We start from the raw sequence: 16,004 nt of genomic DNA, 5'->3' as shown, positions 1-16,004 counted from the left end.
AAATAAAAAACTTGGTGACATGCTTGCTTTTACCTAGTTTTGTGTGATTATAACTTATGTATCTACCTAATAATCTGAATGTATGGTTAATGAATTAGTGATTTTAGGCTTTATTCCCAGTGGATCGGAGTTTTTGATTCTGGCACTGCTGATTTTGTTATTCTTTGGAGGAAGAAAAATTCCTGAGTTGATGAAGGGATTGGGCAAAGGCGTAAAGAGTTTCAAAGAAGGAGTCAACGAGGCCAAAGAAGAGATCAACAAAGCGAAAGAAGATGTTGAGAAACCGGCTGATGATACGACGAACGAGAAGAAAGACTAGCAATGGCAGAAATGACCTTTTGGGATCATTTGGATGAATTGCGGAAAGTACTGTTTCGCATCTTGGGAGTTTGGTTTGTTCTGGCAATTGGTTATTTCATTGCCATGCCTTGGTTGTTTGACCATGTGATACTGGCTCCCTGCCACAATGATTTTGTTTTTTACTCATTGTTACGGTCTATCGGAGAATCGCTTAACCTGACGGATGATTTCTTTACGCGAGAATTCTCCGTCAAGTTGGTTAACATCAACCTGGCCGCTCCATTTTTTATCCACATGTCTACCGCATTCTGGATGTCGGTTGTCACAGCCATGCCCTATCTTTTCTGGGAAATCTGGAAATTTGTTAGTCCGGCTCTGTATCCCCACGAACAGAAGGGTGTGCGCAAAACATTGATTTTAGGCGCCATGATGTTTTTTATTGGCGTGTTGATGGGTTATTTTATGGTTTATCCGTTGACGTTGCGCTTCCTAACAACGTATGAGCTGAGTGCCGAAATTGTGAACCAAATATCGCTGAACTCATACATTGACAATTTCATGGTATTGGTGTTGTGCATGGGACTAGCGTTTGAACTGCCACTTGTTACCTGGTTGCTCTCCCTCTTGGGGTTAGTGAACAAAACTTTTCTTCGCAAATACCGCAAGCACGCCATTATTATTATTGTTGCGGTAGCCGCCATTATTACTCCTACCGGCGACCCATTTACCCTGAGTGTGGTTTCCATTCCCCTAATCATTTTATATGAACTAAGCATCCTGCTGATAAAAGACAAAGATTCGCTACCTTTGCCAAATGATTGATGAAGTAAAAGAATACTATGACATATTGTTGGCACTTTGTGAGGCAGAGGAAACTTCGCTGAGTGCTCGCTACCGACAGTTGCGTGACATGCTGGAACGTATTTGTCGTTTATACATGAAAGACGAAAGTCTTCAGATGACCGATTTAGCTGCACGAATCAGCTTTCTGTCGTCTTGCGTTTCGTTAGATAGTGCAGAACAAAACAAGCTACACACGTTCAGGGTTACATCCAATGCCATACTCAACCATGAGTTGGCTCCAACGAAAGAACTCTTCCTTCGTGATGTGAAAACGTTGAGCTACCTGCTCCGGAAATTGACGAGCCAAGATATTCCATCCAAACTCTACAACCTCTTACCTAAGCTACAGCCGACTTCCGTCAAACAGACCTCAACACGCAAGCAATTCAGCAGAATGAGGGTGTGTTTTCAATATGCCGATGACACTTTTCTACATGTGATGCCTGTTGATGAAGTATCCGATGAATGTCTTCGTGTACGTTATAATGAGCCTCAGGTAAATGAAGAATTTGCTGAAACCTGCAAGCTGTTGTGGACGCATGCGCAGTTGAATCTGCTGGATGTACGTGTTGGTGAAGATGGCGTATTGCTTCCTGCTTTTATTGTTTTGGAACCCGATTACCTGATAGATATCAGCTCATTGGCAGAATGCTTTCGAGATTACGGTCATCACCCGGCCAATTACCTGTTAAGCAGACTTCAACCCATAGACAATGCGCGGCCTTTGCTGCTGGGAAATATCGCCAACCTCTTTCTGGATGAATGGATACATGCGGATGGAGAGGTTGACTACATCAGCAGCATGAAAAAGGCGTTTCGCCGGTACCCCATTGAATTGGCTGCTTGTAGTGAGTTGACAGACAAAGAGCGTGAGCGTCAATTCTTTGATGATTGCAAGATGCATTTTGAAAACATTCGTCGCATGGTGACCGATACCTTTGCTTCGCCCGGTTACGACCTGAATAAAAAAGATGCTGTGCTCGAGCCGGCCTATATTTGTGAAGCTTTGGGGCTGCAAGGACGCCTCGATTATATGCAACGCGATATGCGTTCGTTTATTGAGATGAAGTCGGGCAAGGCCGATGAATACGCTATAAAAGGAAAGATAGAGCCAAAAGAAAATAACTTGGTACAAATGTTGCTATACCAAGCGGTGCTGCAATATTCCATGGGAGTAGATCACCGTAAAGTGCGTCCTTATTTACTCTACACCCGCTATCCGTTGCTCTATCCGGCACGTACCTCCTGGGCGCTGGTGCGACGTGCCATTAACCTGAGAAACCGCATTGTTGCAAATGAATTCGGTGTACAGTTGCATAATAATATAGAATACACCGGTAACCTGTTGGAGCAAATCAATGCGAACACATTGAATGAGAAACATCTTTCAGGTCGGTTCTGGGAACAATACCTGGCACCTTCTATTGACGGTTTCCGTGGAGAGCTGCAACAGCTTACCTCCATCGAAAAAGCTTATTACCTAACCGTTTATAACTTCATCACCAAAGAACAGTATACCGCAAAATCGGGTGATATTGATTACGAAGGTCGTGCCGGAGCAGCTGCGTTGTGGCTCGCCTCATTGTCCGAGAAACTCGAAGCAGGTGAGATTCTGCATCGTTTAACCATTGTTGAGAACCACGCTGCCGATGAACACAAAGCATCGCTTACTCTAGCTATTCCCGAAGCCGACTGCTGTGAAGTTGATGCAGAGGTGGCGTTGCCTAATTTCAGGCAAGGAGATGCTGTTGTTTTGTATCAGCGAAACAACGATGCCGATAAGGTTACCAACCAAATGGTTTTTAAAGGTAATATTGAATACATTGACGAACATTGTGTGAAAGTACGGCTGCGTGCTTCGCAACAAAATCCTTCGGTGATTCCGGCCGATAGTCTCTATGCGCTGGAACACGACGTCATGGATACCATTTTCCGAAGCATGTATATGGGACTGTCGGCTTTTGCGCGTGCCACGAAAGAAAGGCGTGACTTGCTTCTCTTTCAGCGCCTGCCTCAGTTTAGCACGGCTTATGATGAACAGATCGTGCATGCATCGACCGACTTTGATCGTGTTGCGTGGAAAGCATTGGCTGCCCAAGATTATTTCCTGTTGGTTGGTCCTCCGGGAACGGGCAAAACATCGCGAGCTTTGCGCTTGATGGTTGAACGCTTTCGGGAAAATCCTGAGGTACATATTCTGCTGATGGCCTATACCAATAGAGCCGTTGATGAAATATGTAAGGCCTTGTCGGCCATCACACCTGCTGTTGACTTCATCCGTGTTGGTAGCGAATTATCTTGTGATGCCGCTTACAGAAATCACCTGATGGAGAATGAGCTGGCGCTTTGCACCCGTCGATCGGAAGTGGTAGAGCGCATGGTTTCCTGCCGGATATTTGTGGGGACAGTGGCTTCCATAGCCGCCAAACCCGAATTGTTCCGCCTTAAAACCTTTGACGTGGCAATTGTTGATGAGGCTACTCAAATACTGGAACCTCACTTGCTGGGCATACTGTGCGCCCGTAATGCAGCCGGCTCCAATGCAATTGGAAAATTTATCCTCATAGGCGATTACAAACAGTTGCCGGCCGTGGTTCAGCAAAGCGATGTTCACTCCGAAATACACGAAGACAGTTTGCGTTCGGCCGGACTTGTGAATCTCAAAGAATCTTTGTTTGAGCGCCTACACCGTGCCTGCCTCTCTGCACCGGTAAAGGAGCAGGCGGTTGACCAGCTGTGCCGACAAGGCAGAATGAATCCGGAGGTTGCTCTGTTTCCGAACGAGGCCTTTTATGGTGGAAAATTGGTCTCAATAGGTCTTCCGCATCAAGTCGACGAGATTTTGCCGGCCGATACGCTGACGGAGGACAAACTCAACGCACTAATAACTCATCGCGTAGCTTTTCTTCCCTCAGAACCAAATAAGCAAGGAGCATCTGTTAAGGTGAACTACTGTGAAGCCCGCTTGTGTGCTCAATTGGCGCGGAAAGTGTTTGAGCAGTATCAAAACACATTCAATCCTTCTTTTACACTGGGCATTATTACACCCTACCGCAGTCAGATTGCGCTAATCAAAAAAGAGCTTTGTCTGATGGGCATCCCTCAGCTGAACTCCATATTGGTTGATACGGTAGAACGATTTCAAGGAAGCGAACGCGATGTTATTATCTATTCTTTCTGTGTGAATCAACCCTATCAGCTTCGTTTCTTGTCGAACCTGATGGAAGAAGACGGAGTAGCAGTTGACAGAAAATTGAATGTGGCTTTAACGCGTGCCCGAAAACAAATGTTCATAATGGGCGTGCCTCAATTGTTGGCTCTGAATCCGATCTATAAAAAGCTGCTTAATTTTATCAAAATGAAAGCAGATTTTACATAAATACGGAGTAATTAGGTTTTATTCTGTCTTTATGCGGTTTGTTAACACTTCCGTATTGCCAAAACCTCTATATTTGCACTACGTTTTTTTCATAGAGATTTAGATTTAAGGTTAGAAGAATTGTGGAAGTCGTGAGACTTCCCTTTTTTTTGCCTTAAGCCTCCTCTTTCTTTTATAGATTGAAGGGGGCTCAAAAAGTCCTTTCGTGAGAAAGGGCTTTTTTATTGATATATGCCGATTCCGGATCATACCGCTACATAAAAAGTATGAAAAAAAGTATCACCAAGTATCACCAACTTGCTAACAGATTGATTTTCAGGTCGTTGAAGTGTGATACTTGCCTAAAAAAAGCCTCACCAAGTATCACCAAGTATCACCACATTTTTTTGCAATGATTCCTTACAGTATAACACTGATTAAATCCTTTACATAAAGAATTTCAGCCAGCATGCTTATGCGATTTATTTTGCTTGTCTTACCCTAGAAAAAGTTGACTCTAAAATTCCTTAAAAGATGAGTGATATATCTAAGAGTCGTCGTGTTTTTGATACCGCATTTAAAATGTCGGTAGTTGCAGAGTTTCTTCAGGGTACACATAGCAAACGTTCTTTGTGTAATAAATATTCCATTCCCAGTACAAGTACATTACGGAGTTGGATTCGTATCTTTGCTCCGGATAATGAACTACATGATACGCCCATGCCAAAGAAACCTCAGAGTGAGAACGAAGAAATCTTAGCCTTGCGTCGTCTTCTTCAAGAAAAAGAATTGTGCTTGAAGCGTGAAAAGATGCGTGCTGATTTCTTAGATGAAATGATTAATGTAGCCGAAGAAAAGTTTCAGCTTCCTATTCGAAAAAAAGCTGGCACCAAACGGTAAAACAGCTTCACGCAAAGAATCCCTCTTATCATGTGGGAGCTCTTTGCGGACTGTTTGGTGCTTCTAAGCAAGCTTATTACCAACACGTAGATGATAACATCAAATCTCTTGCCCTCTGCCGTTTCATTATTGAGTTCGCTCAAGATATTCGGGGAAAAGCCGCTGCCATAGGTGGTGAGAAACTCTGGGTGATGTACAACCAATACTTCGGTAAAGATTACAGCATCGGCCGTGATGTTTTTTTGAAAGTACTCAAGCAACACAACCTGATGCTCAAAGCGCCCAAGAGAAGTTGCCGTACCACCGATTCGACTCACGGTTTACCGACTTACCCTAACCTAATCAAGGATCTGACTATCAACAGGTCCAATCAAGTCTGGGTGAGCGACATAACCTATATTCGTTTACGGGAAGATGAATTTTGTTTTCTCTCCCTTATAACAGATGCCTACGACCATGAGATTGTAGGTGCTTACGTAGGCCCTACGCTGGCTGCTATTCACACCATAGAGGCTCTTAAGCAATCTTATAAAAACAGAAGTATACAACAGGGAGATTCATTGATTCATCACTCAGATCGAGGGGTGCAGTACGCAAGCTTTGGGTATATAAATGAATTGAGGCAAAAAGGAATAAGGATTAGTATGACCCAGAATGGAGATCCTAAAGAGAATGCCATAGCAGAAAGGGTAAATGGCATTCTCAAAAAGGAATTCCTTAATCAATATTCCTTTCAAACGATAGAGCAAGTCAGGCAAGCGGTACAGGAAGCTGTCACATTCTACAATACTAAACGACCTCATAGAAGTTTGGATATGCTGACTCCTGAACAAGCTTATGGTAAGACGGGGCTCATCAAGAAGCGGTGGAGAAGTTATAAGGATAAATACAGAGATCCTTGCCCGCAATAAGAAGAAAAAACTATCTTTGCTTTCAAAAGAGTGAACCGGGTTCTGTTTAGCACTTGAATGAAACAAACCCGGATGGATGCAAACAGCTCCTCACGTTTAAATATTTTAAGCCTAGAAGAGAGCTGTCAATCCAAGTTAGGGACTAGAAAGAAGCTAGTCAACCTGAGTTAGAGATTTAAATTATAACCTGTCAACTTCAGATAGGGATAAGAGACGTTTAGTCAACCTATATTAGGTTATTACAGCTGGTGAGCCATTCTCGTCTCCATCCGGATGTACACAGTTTGTACACCCCCATGTATAGGTTGTGTAGACCCGGGTGTACAAGCATCCTACACCCGGGTTTACACAAAGATTTGCTACCAGCAAAATTTATTGGCGCCATACGGCAAATAAAAAATCCCCCGACTATTTGCAGCGAACTGCAATAGCCGGAGGACTTTATGATTCTTTATGGAGAAGTATTATTCTACCACGATTGGTTTGTAGTGAGGAACCAATGTTTTCATTACGATCCATCCAATGAGATAAGCTACCGCACAGATAGAGAAAATAATGAAATAGCCCGATTCAATTCCTTCGAAGCCCATGAATTTCATGTTGGTTGTTTCTGCATGGTCAAATAAAAGACCCGATCCTTTATTGATAAGGAAAGAACCAACACCACCTGCCATACCGCCAATGCCTGTAATGGTAGCAATAGCCGATTTGGGGAACATATCACCTACGGTTGAGAAGATGTTGGCCGACCATGCCTGGTGGGCTGCACCTGCAATACCGATGATGATAACCGGATACCAATAAGAAATGTGTCCCAATGGTTGTGCTGCAAGAGCCAATAGCGGGAAAAATGCAAAGATAAGCATAGAGCGCATACGGCCTGCATACGGGTTCATTCCTTTCTTATCAACGAAGTAAGTAGGCAACCATCCGCCAATGATTGAAAGCAATGTGATGGCGTATAGAACAAATAGAGCCAACTGGCTTTCGAAATCAGAAGATTTCATTCCGTATACCGAGCTCAGGTAGGCCGGTGTCCAGAATAAGAAGAACCACCAAACGCCATCGGTCATGAATTTACCAAAGGCAAACGCCCATGTCTGCTTGAATTTGAAACATTCGGCAAAAGTGAGCTTGCGTTGTGCTTTAGCCGGTTCACCGTTAACAGAAGCCGCTTGTGTATCGTCTTTGTCTTGTTGAATGTAAGTGAGCTCGGCAGCATTTACTTTGGGGTGAACTTCGGGCTTTTTATATACGAGTACCCAGAATCCCATCCAGATGAAGCCTAGCGCACCGATAATGATGAAAGCCATTTCCCAGCCAAAATGCTCGGCAATAATCGGAATAGTAACAGGTGCAGCAAGAGCGCCTACGGTAGCGCCTGCATTGAAAATACTGGTTGAAAGTGCTCTGTCTTTCTTGGGAAAATACTCGGCAGTTGCCTTAATTGCAGCGGGGAAGTTACCGGCTTCACCCACAGCAAGTACAAAACGAGCGAAGATAAACAGTGTAACGCTGACAGATACTACCATGGAAGCATCTCCTACGGTTGCAATCGCTTCTTTGGCGCCTTCAAAACCTAGCAGCCATTGGCCTGTAGTAACACCAGACGTTGCTATACCGCAAAAAGCATGAAGACATGCACCGATAGACCAAACACCAATTGCCCATAAGAAGCCTTTTTTTGTGTCCAACCAATCGACTATGCGACCTGCAAAAAGCATACTGGCAGCATAGAAAATTGAAAAAAGAGCCGTAATATTACCATAGTCATCATTTGTCCAATGGAACTCGGGGGCGATAAAGTCTTTCCATGTCAGCGACAAGACTTGTCGGTCCAGGTAGTTAACTGTAGTGGCAAAGAACAACATGGCGCAAATGGTCCATCTGTAGTTCGTCATTTTTTCATTTACTTTCTGAAATGTACTCATGATAGTTAATTTAAAATTATATAGTTTTTATCTGTTGCCAAAATTAGTTATAATTTGATGTAAATCAACTATAAATATTGCTTAATTTAGTGTATAAATTGACCGAAGTAGTGCAAAATCGTTCGCGATAACGAAGACAATCGTTAGCGTACACGAGAAAATGTAATTAATACACCTTTTAAAACGAAAAATACACAAATGTGTATAAACAAGGTATTATCTTTGTATAATGGCAAGAAATCTATTACCTAATTAATTTAAAGAAAAGATGAATAAACTAATTTGTAACCTACTTATGATGGGAGCTGTGGTTAGCTCTTTGCAAGTCAGCGCCCAGAAAGTTGACGAACAGCTTCCGTGGTCTGTGCGTATGACCGAATCGGAAATGATTCGTTGTCCGGAGTCTTGGCAACTCGACTTTCAACCTAGTTTGAAGTGGGATTATTGTCACGGACTTGAATTACAGGCCATGCTTGATGTGTATGATGCTTACGGTGACAAGAAGATATATGATTATGCTTATGCCTACGCCGATACTATGATTCAGGCCGACGGGAGTATCAAAACTTACAAATTAAGTGAGTATAACATTGACCGTTTAAACTCGGGCAAGTTTTTATTTCGCATCTTCGAACAATCAAAAGAAGAGAAGTTCCAGAAAGCCATTGATTTACTTAGAAGTCAGCTCGATACACATCCACGGAATGCCGATGGTGGTTTTTGGCACAAAAAAATATATCCTAACCAAATGTGGCTCGACGGACTTTACATGGGAGCACCTTTCTACGCTGAGTATGCGTTCAGAAATAGCCGTCCCCAAGATTATAAAGATGTAGTCAACCAATTCATTACCGTGGCACGACATACGTACGATCCCAAAAACGGATTGTATCGCCATGCTTGCGATGTGAGCAAAAAAGAACGATGGTCGGACCCCGTTACCGGACAATCGGCTCATAGCTGGGGTAGGGCAATGGGGTGGTATGCCATGGCATTTGTCGATGCACTCGATTTTATTCCAAAACATGAAGCAGGAAGAGACTCAATGCTTGTTATTTTAAATAATATCGCTACTCAGGTGAAGAAAATTCAAGATCCCAAAACCGGATTGTGGTATCAGGTGCTCGATAGAAGCGGTGATAAAGGCAATTACCTTGAATCTTCATGCTCAACCATGTTTGTGTATACACTCTTTAAAGCTGTACGCATGGGCTACATTGATCCTTCCTATCTGGAAGTGGCAATAAAAGGATACAAAGGGATTTTGAATAACTTTATTGAGGTTGACAAGAACGGACTGGTTAGCATCACCAAAGCTTGTGCTGTGGCCGGACTGGGTGGAAAGAATTACCGTTCAGGAGATTATAACTATTATATAAATGAAACTATTCGCAGCAACGATCCCAAGGCTGTTGGTCCGTTTATCATGGCCAGTCTGGAGTGGGAACGCCTTCAACGGTTAGGATGTAAACTGGCTAAATAATGATGAGCATGTTGAGACGTATTGTTTTATCGATATTTATGCTGACTTCTGTTAGCATTTCCATCTTGGCTCAGCAGCAAGATACATTGGTTGTTTCGCGTGACGGAACCGGTAAATACCGTACCATTCAGGAAGCGGTGGAGGCTGTCCGTGCTTTTATGGATTACACCGTTACCATTTATATTAAGAACGGTCTATACAAGGAAAAACTAGTGATTCCTTCCTGGCTTAAAAATGTGCAAATTGTGGGTGAAAGTGCTGAAGGTACCATTATTACCTATGATGACCATGCAAATATTAATAAGATGGGAACTTTCCGTACTTATACGGTAAAAGTGGAGGGCAGTGGCATTACCTTTAAGAATCTGACAATAGAAAATAATGCAGCCCAATTGGGGCAGGCAGTCGCTCTGCATACGGAAGGTGATAAGCTCATCTTTATTGGTTGTCGTTTTTTAGGTAATCAAGATACAATCTATACCGGTGCCGAAGGCACACGTTTGTTGTTTTCACATTGCTACATTGAAGGTACTACTGATTTTATCTTTGGCCCTTCAACAGTCCTTTTTGAGTATTGTACTATTCATAGCAAACGGAATTCATACATCACGGCGGCTTCTACTCCCAAGGATGTTGAATATGGTTATGTTTTTAAAAATTGCAAGCTAACCGCTGCCGATGGAGTTGACAAGGTATACCTGGGACGTCCTTGGCGTCCTTATGCAGCCACTGCATTTATTAATTGCGAGATGGGTAAGCACATTTGTGCACCGGGTTGGGAAAACTGGCGCAATCCGGAGAATGAAAAAACAGCCCGCTATGCCGAATTTGATAATACAGGTGAAGGTTCAAGCTTAGCTGGCCGCGTTAATTGGAGCCATAAGTTGACCAAGAAAGAAGCCTTGAAATATACTGTTGAAAATATATTTAAGAATTGTTCGGACTGGTATCCGTTTAAATAAGTAATATTATAGTGAATTGTAAAAGGTCGATATTCCATAATCTGGTATCGGCCTTTTTTATTAAAAACGATATTTCCACATGAAAAATCAATAAATTACATTGCATTTTCGTTAAAGAACGTATCTTTGTGTTCGATAACGGGCCTTTATTAGCCTTTGTCGCCTATTTAATAACTATAAAAAATACAAAATCTATGAGTAGAAAAACACTTGCCAGAAAGGCAATTGCGTCTCTGTTTATGAGTATGCTATGTTTGTTTTCTTATGCACAAACCCGACAGATTACGGGATTAGTCACCGATGCTAATGGTGAAGCCATGGTTGGAGTGAATGTTACTGTGGTTGGGACAACCAACGGAACGATAACCGATATCGATGGGAACTATTCTCTGTCTGTAGCATCTAATGCTAAACTTCAATTTTCTTTTATTGGCTATCTGAGTAAAACAGTTGAAGTAGGTAACCAGAAACAAATCAATGTTAAGTTGGTGGAAGACTCCAAGACCCTCGATGAAGTGGTGGTAGTTGGTTATGGTACGATGAAGAAAACAGACGTAACAGGTTCCATGGCTTCTGTCTCTTCTGATAAATTGGCGGCACGTGGAGTGCTCCGTGTAGAAGATGCATTACAAGGATCTGTTCCGGGAGTCAACATCACACAGTCTAACAGCCGTGCTAACGGAGGCTTTAATATCCAGATCAGAGGTCAGGCTTCTATAAACAATTCAAGTGGTCCGCTTTACGTTGTTGATGGTATGGTTGTATCCTCAATTGATTTCCTTAATCCCGAAGACATTGAACGAATTGATGTATTAAAAGATGCGTCATCTACAGCTATTTATGGTTCTCGAGCTTCCGAAGGCGTTATCATCATTTCGACCAAAGGGTCTGGTGCAGGTCAAAACAAAGCTCAACCGGTAGAAATCAGTTACGACGGTTATTATGGTATTCGTAAAGTAGCACGTATGCCCGATTTTATGGGAGCTACAGAATGGATGGATTATCGTTTCGCCCGCTACACAACAACAAAGGGACCTAACGCTGACGGAACGATTAATTATCTTATTACAGATGCTGATCTTCAGTCTGTGTTCCAAAATGGTGCAGAATGGAAAGAATCTTCTCTATACAGCGCATGGCAAAATAATCAAGGTTATGATTGGGCGGGTCAAGTATTGCGTACCGCATCGCAACAGAACCATTTCATCAGTGCAACAGGTGCTACTGAAAAAACGACTTACCGTTTAGGAATGGGATATCAAGGTGAAGAAAATGTTTTCAAAAAGAATGATTATAATCGTTTTAATATCAAGGGGTCTTTTGATAGTAAATTATCAAAAGTAGTAGAAGCAGGTATGTCTGTTAATTTGGTACACGATATACAGAATGATTGGATTACAGATAGTTCTAATGCATACTCTCCTTATAATAATGCCTTTTGGTTTGCGCCGGTCGTTTCACCATGGGATGAAAATGGTAACCTCTTAGCCATTCCTGCAAAAGTGGGTAAAATGTCTTTGACTTCTACTCCCTCTCCTTTGGTTGACTTCGATATTGATGCTTACGAAAATGAAACTCGTAAGTTCCACGTCTTCGGTAATGCCTATTTGCGATTCAATATCATGGAAGGTTTGAAGTTTACGACTACTTTTTCGCCGAATTACTACCATGGTCGCCAAGGTGTCTTCATGGGCACAGGTGTGTCAGAAAAATATCCATTGGGAACTGCATATTATCAAAATAAAAAGTATAATAACGCATCTGTTACTAATACAGAACGTTTCGATTGGACTTGGGATAACCAAATAGACTTCAGTAAAACTTGGGGTGAGCACAGATTTAGTGCGATGGGTATGTACTCTTTATATGCCACAAATAAGGAAACTTACACGCAGACTGTGACAAATATTTCTGATGATAAACTTTCATATCACTCTATGGGGAAAGGTTCAGGCAGTAAAGACATTAATTCTTCCTACACTGAATCTTCTCTTGTTTCGGCAGCAGCTCGTTTGAATTATGCCTACAAAGAACGTTATATGGCTACTGTGACGGTACGTACAGATGGTTCTTCACGTTTTGCAAAAGACAACCGCTGGGGTTGGTTCCCATCTGCAGCCGTTGCGTGGCGAGCTTCGGAAGAAGACTTTTTGAAAGATGTAGAGTGGGTTGACAACTTGAAGCTTCGTTTGTCTTATGGTGTTACGGGTAATAATAACGTAAGCGATTATGTTACAGCTTCTTCCGCATCCGGTCCTAGCTATGCTGTTATTGGCGGGCAAGAATATCAAGGGTATTATGCCAACGGCCTTATTGACAAAGGTCTGATCTGGGAAAAAATTAAAGAGCTTAACTTTGGTGTTGACTTTGCAGTTCTTCAAAACAGAATCAGCTTGACTGCCGATGCTTACCGACGCTTATCAGACGGACAGATCATGAAAGCTACTGTTCCTTTGGAAACAGGCGAGAGTTCTATTACTACCAACATTGGTTCCGTTCAAAATACAGGTATAGAATTAGGATTGAATCTGGGAGTTATTCGTAATCAAAACTTCACTTGGGATGTAAATCTGTCATTTGCCCGTAACTGGAGCAAGATAAAGGAACTTCCTAACGGAGACGATGTGGCTAACAACTGGTTTGTTGGCGAACGCTTGAATGTATTGCGCGATTATACAAGTGCCGGCATCATAACTACCGAAGGTGTTACAATGCATACTGTTAATGGTGACCGTCATTATACACTTCAGGAAGTTTATGATACTTTCGGGCCGAAAAGCAAAAACAAGCTGAAATGGTATGAAGGTCAAATGGCAGTGAATGATTGGAATGACGATGGTGTTATTAACGATGATGACAAACAGATTTATGGCTGTACAGACCCCAAATGGACTGGTAGTTTAAGTTCTTCCATGGGATATAAAGGTTTTGACTTTTCATTTATGCTTTATACTAAACAAGGACAATGGTCTCGCAGTTATTTCCACGAACAATACCAAGACTATAATGACCGTGGACGTCAGAAAATGAGTTTTGATTATTATATCCCTGCAGGAACCCCCGTAATGGACAAAGAAACCGGTGAAGTTACTGCTCTTGCAGAAGCACACATTGGTTCAAGTCCTTATCCGAACAATACAGAAAAGACTGGTGGCGGTTATTACAGTTCAAGCAGTGCATCTGTACGCTATCATAAAACATCTTTTGTAAAAGTGAAAAACATTACCTTAGGTTACACATTCCCGAAGGCATGGCTGAATAAAATAGCCATGAAGCATTTGCGTCTTTATGTTAATGTACTCAATCCTTTCTGTTTCACTGATTACAAAGGGTTCGATCCTGAATGGGCTAGTGCAAACTTAACTGATGGGGGACCTGCTTCTGTGACTTATCAGATTGGTGCAAATATTAAATTCTAATTACATTAATACTATTAAGGATATGAAGATTTATAAAAAAATATTATATATTGCATGCATGGTAGGATCAACCATGCTGACTGGTTGCGATGATTTCCTTACGGCTGACAATAAAAGTTCTGTGACGGATGCCGATTACTTTGCAACTGCCTCTGGTTTTCAGTCTCTGGTGTACGATGCGTATGCTCAATTAACGAGTATTTATAACAGTTCTGACGTAACCACATATTTCAATGCGGGTACGGATTTGTATCATGATGGTCGTGGAGATATTAATGCTGCGTTGCACCGTTGGTCTAACTTTACGCCTGAAAATGGAACTGTAAAAACATTCTATACTGATTGTTACGATGGCATTCGCTCTTGTTTGGCCATTCAGTACTATGCGCCTACTGCAAACGTTAGCGCTGATGTTAAACAGAAAGCGATTGATGAAGGACGTTTTGTCGAAGCTATGTTCTACTACTTGTTGGTAAACAACTATGGTGGTGTACCATTAGTGAAAGAATATGCTAATTCTGCTGTTAAAGGTTATCCGCGCGCTACTGCGGAGCAGGTCTATACTTATATTATAGATGAACTGAAAAGCATTATTACTAACAATAAATTAGCGGCTTCAACTGCAACAAAAGGAGGAGGCGAGGCTAGCATCGAAGCAGCAAAAGCTTTGCTCGCAAAGACTTACCTTTCTGCAGCTTGGGACTTAAACAAGGCTGAATACTTCACGGAAGCTGCAAAATATGCTGATGAAGTGATTGCTAGTCGTTCATTAACTACTGAATTTGCCGATTTATGGGCTGCTGACCGTTCTGGTGATGACAATGCCGAGTTCCTTTTTGATGTGGAGTATGACTACAACAGTGCTCACGACCAAAATACAGGTAACCGTTGGCAATCATTCTATTCCGGTTATTACGGAGGTGCAGAAGAGGGTATGAAAAACGGTTCTTCAGGTTTTATTCCTCTCATGCACACCTTGAAGTGTTTTGAACCGGGTGATAAACGATATGATGCAACTTTCATGAAAACGTTGTTAGTGAAAAAAGCATGGGATCCGGCAATGGGATTCAAAGAAAACGGTAGTCCGATAGGTGATTACTTTGCTTTCTATACAAATGGCAAGAAGGCTAAAGGCAAAATGGTTGGTGTTTATTATCCAGCTTACTGGGAGTGCGACGCTGCATCTGTTGCAGCATGGCGTGCTGAAGATCCGGCTAACAGAGCTAATACGTTCATTATTCCTCAGAATGACCTGACTGCCGGAATGGAGCCTATGACTAACTATATAAAAGATCTTGCAGGATATCCTGATGGTGTCATTGCCAAATATGATTTCACAACTGCGCAAAAGTGGAGTTGGGCAGTAAGTCCTTGTCGTAAGTTTGATGATAGTCAAACGGCTCAGTACGCTGCGGGCAAAAGTTTCCGTGATTTACACGTCATTACACTGCCGGAAATTTTCCTTGTAGCAGCCGAAGCCTATTTGAAAGCTAGCAATAATGATTTAGCGCTTAAGCGTATGAATGCACTTCGCAAACGTGCGGGACTTACGGATGCTACAAGCGTTAATATTGATGCCATCCTTAAAGAGTCTGCTTGTGAAATGTTTGGAAACGGTTATCGACGTATGGAGTTGCGTCGCACTGGCAAACTGATAGAATATAATAATCTATATAACCCTAATCTTCTAGGTACTGCGGCAACAGCTATTGGTGAAAAGCTATTATGGCCTATTCCACAAGCTGCAATTGATGCAAATGATCAATTAACTTCTGCTGATCAGAATCCGGGATATTAATAGTTCTATGTGATAGAAATTACTCAAAAAAGAAAAGGGGATGTGTCCGAAATGACGCGTCCCCTTTTCTTGTGCTATATATGCAACGTATTGTTCCCT

At 42.1% G+C, this 16,004-nt stretch carries 10 protein-coding genes; 9 read left to right on the top strand and 1 reads right to left on the bottom strand.

Annotated elements, in window-relative coordinates; all coding sequences use genetic code 11:
- Positions 1 to 82: 82 nt before the first annotated feature.
- The 5 genes from ACKPCE_RS01460 to ACKPCE_RS01440 all read left to right on the top strand — a co-directional run bounded on the left by ACKPCE_RS01460 (position 83) and on the right by ACKPCE_RS01440 (position 6,312).
- Complete coding sequence (locus ACKPCE_RS01460) at positions 83 to 319, top strand: Sec-independent protein translocase subunit TatA/TatB (protein WP_319503941.1); 237 nt, start codon at positions 83 to 85, stop codon at positions 317 to 319.
- A 2-nt stretch (positions 320 to 321) separates the two neighbouring features.
- On the top strand, positions 322 to 1,122 hold the full coding sequence (gene tatC, locus ACKPCE_RS01455) for a twin-arginine translocase subunit TatC (RefSeq protein WP_319503940.1): 801 nt from the start codon (positions 322 to 324) through the stop codon (positions 1,120 to 1,122).
- Positions 1,115 to 4,522: a DEAD/DEAH box helicase gene (locus tag ACKPCE_RS01450; RefSeq protein ID WP_319503939.1), complete on the top strand. Its 3,408-nt coding sequence runs from the start codon at positions 1,115 to 1,117 to the stop codon at positions 4,520 to 4,522. Before tatC ends, ACKPCE_RS01450 begins: the two co-directional genes overlap by 8 nt.
- A 513-nt stretch (positions 4,523 to 5,035) precedes the next feature.
- Complete coding sequence (locus ACKPCE_RS01445) at positions 5,036 to 5,401, top strand: transposase (protein WP_319503938.1); 366 nt, start codon at positions 5,036 to 5,038, stop codon at positions 5,399 to 5,401.
- A gap of 32 nt (positions 5,402 to 5,433) precedes the next feature.
- On the top strand, positions 5,434 to 6,312 hold the full coding sequence (locus ACKPCE_RS01440) for an IS3 family transposase (protein ID WP_319503937.1): 879 nt from the start codon (positions 5,434 to 5,436) through the stop codon (positions 6,310 to 6,312).
- A 464-nt stretch (positions 6,313 to 6,776) separates the two neighbouring features.
- Here ACKPCE_RS01440 and ACKPCE_RS01435 read toward each other — a convergent pair whose 3' ends face one another.
- Positions 6,777 to 8,243 (bottom strand): MFS transporter, encoded by a 1,467-nt coding sequence (locus ACKPCE_RS01435; protein ID WP_276964623.1) that lies wholly within the window; start codon positions 8,241 to 8,243, stop codon positions 6,777 to 6,779.
- 268 nt (positions 8,244 to 8,511) lie between these two features.
- Between ACKPCE_RS01435 and ACKPCE_RS01430 the strand changes: the two genes are divergently transcribed.
- From ACKPCE_RS01430 to ACKPCE_RS01415, 4 genes are all read left to right on the top strand, one after another.
- Positions 8,512 to 9,726 (top strand): glycoside hydrolase family 88/105 protein, encoded by a 1,215-nt coding sequence (locus ACKPCE_RS01430; protein ID WP_027317832.1) that lies wholly within the window; start codon positions 8,512 to 8,514, stop codon positions 9,724 to 9,726.
- 38 nt (positions 9,727 to 9,764) lie between these two features.
- Complete coding sequence (locus ACKPCE_RS01425; protein ID WP_407655019.1) at positions 9,765 to 10,688, top strand: pectinesterase family protein; 924 nt, start codon at positions 9,765 to 9,767, stop codon at positions 10,686 to 10,688.
- A 194-nt stretch (positions 10,689 to 10,882) separates the two neighbouring features.
- Positions 10,883 to 14,107 (top strand): SusC/RagA family TonB-linked outer membrane protein, encoded by a 3,225-nt coding sequence (locus tag ACKPCE_RS01420; RefSeq protein ID WP_319503935.1) that lies wholly within the window; start codon positions 10,883 to 10,885, stop codon positions 14,105 to 14,107.
- Positions 14,108 to 14,129: 22 nt separating this feature from the next.
- Complete coding sequence (locus ACKPCE_RS01415) at positions 14,130 to 15,905, top strand: RagB/SusD family nutrient uptake outer membrane protein (protein WP_319503934.1); 1,776 nt, start codon at positions 14,130 to 14,132, stop codon at positions 15,903 to 15,905.
- Positions 15,906 to 16,004: the final 99 nt, after the last annotated feature.

It is taken from the genome of Bacteroides graminisolvens, assembly GCF_963666085.1.
In the GTDB taxonomy this organism is placed as follows: domain Bacteria; phylum Bacteroidota; class Bacteroidia; order Bacteroidales; family Bacteroidaceae; genus Bacteroides; species Bacteroides graminisolvens.
Note: the sequence above shows the minus strand (reverse complement) of the source record. Positions and strands in the feature narration are given on the sequence as shown.

Bases quoted from the DNA above. Each gene is read 5' to 3' on its own strand.
- ACKPCE_RS01435 (WP_276964623.1), bottom strand. From the start codon at position 8,243: ATGAGTACATTTCAGAAAGTAAATGAAAAAATGACGAACTACAGATGG.
- ACKPCE_RS01460 (WP_319503941.1), top strand. From the start codon at position 83: ATGGTTAATGAATTAGTGATTTTAGGCTTTATTCCCAGTGGATCGGAG.
- tatC (WP_319503940.1), top strand. From the start codon at position 322: ATGGCAGAAATGACCTTTTGGGATCATTTGGATGAATTGCGGAAAGTA.
- ACKPCE_RS01445 (WP_319503938.1), top strand. From the start codon at position 5,036: ATGAGTGATATATCTAAGAGTCGTCGTGTTTTTGATACCGCATTTAAA.
- ACKPCE_RS01450 (WP_319503939.1), top strand. From the start codon at position 1,115: ATGATTGATGAAGTAAAAGAATACTATGACATATTGTTGGCACTTTGT.
- ACKPCE_RS01430 (WP_027317832.1), top strand. From the start codon at position 8,512: ATGAATAAACTAATTTGTAACCTACTTATGATGGGAGCTGTGGTTAGC.
- ACKPCE_RS01425 (WP_407655019.1), top strand. From the start codon at position 9,765: ATGCTGACTTCTGTTAGCATTTCCATCTTGGCTCAGCAGCAAGATACA.
- ACKPCE_RS01420 (WP_319503935.1), top strand. From the start codon at position 10,883: ATGAGTAGAAAAACACTTGCCAGAAAGGCAATTGCGTCTCTGTTTATG.
- ACKPCE_RS01415 (WP_319503934.1), top strand. From the start codon at position 14,130: ATGAAGATTTATAAAAAAATATTATATATTGCATGCATGGTAGGATCA.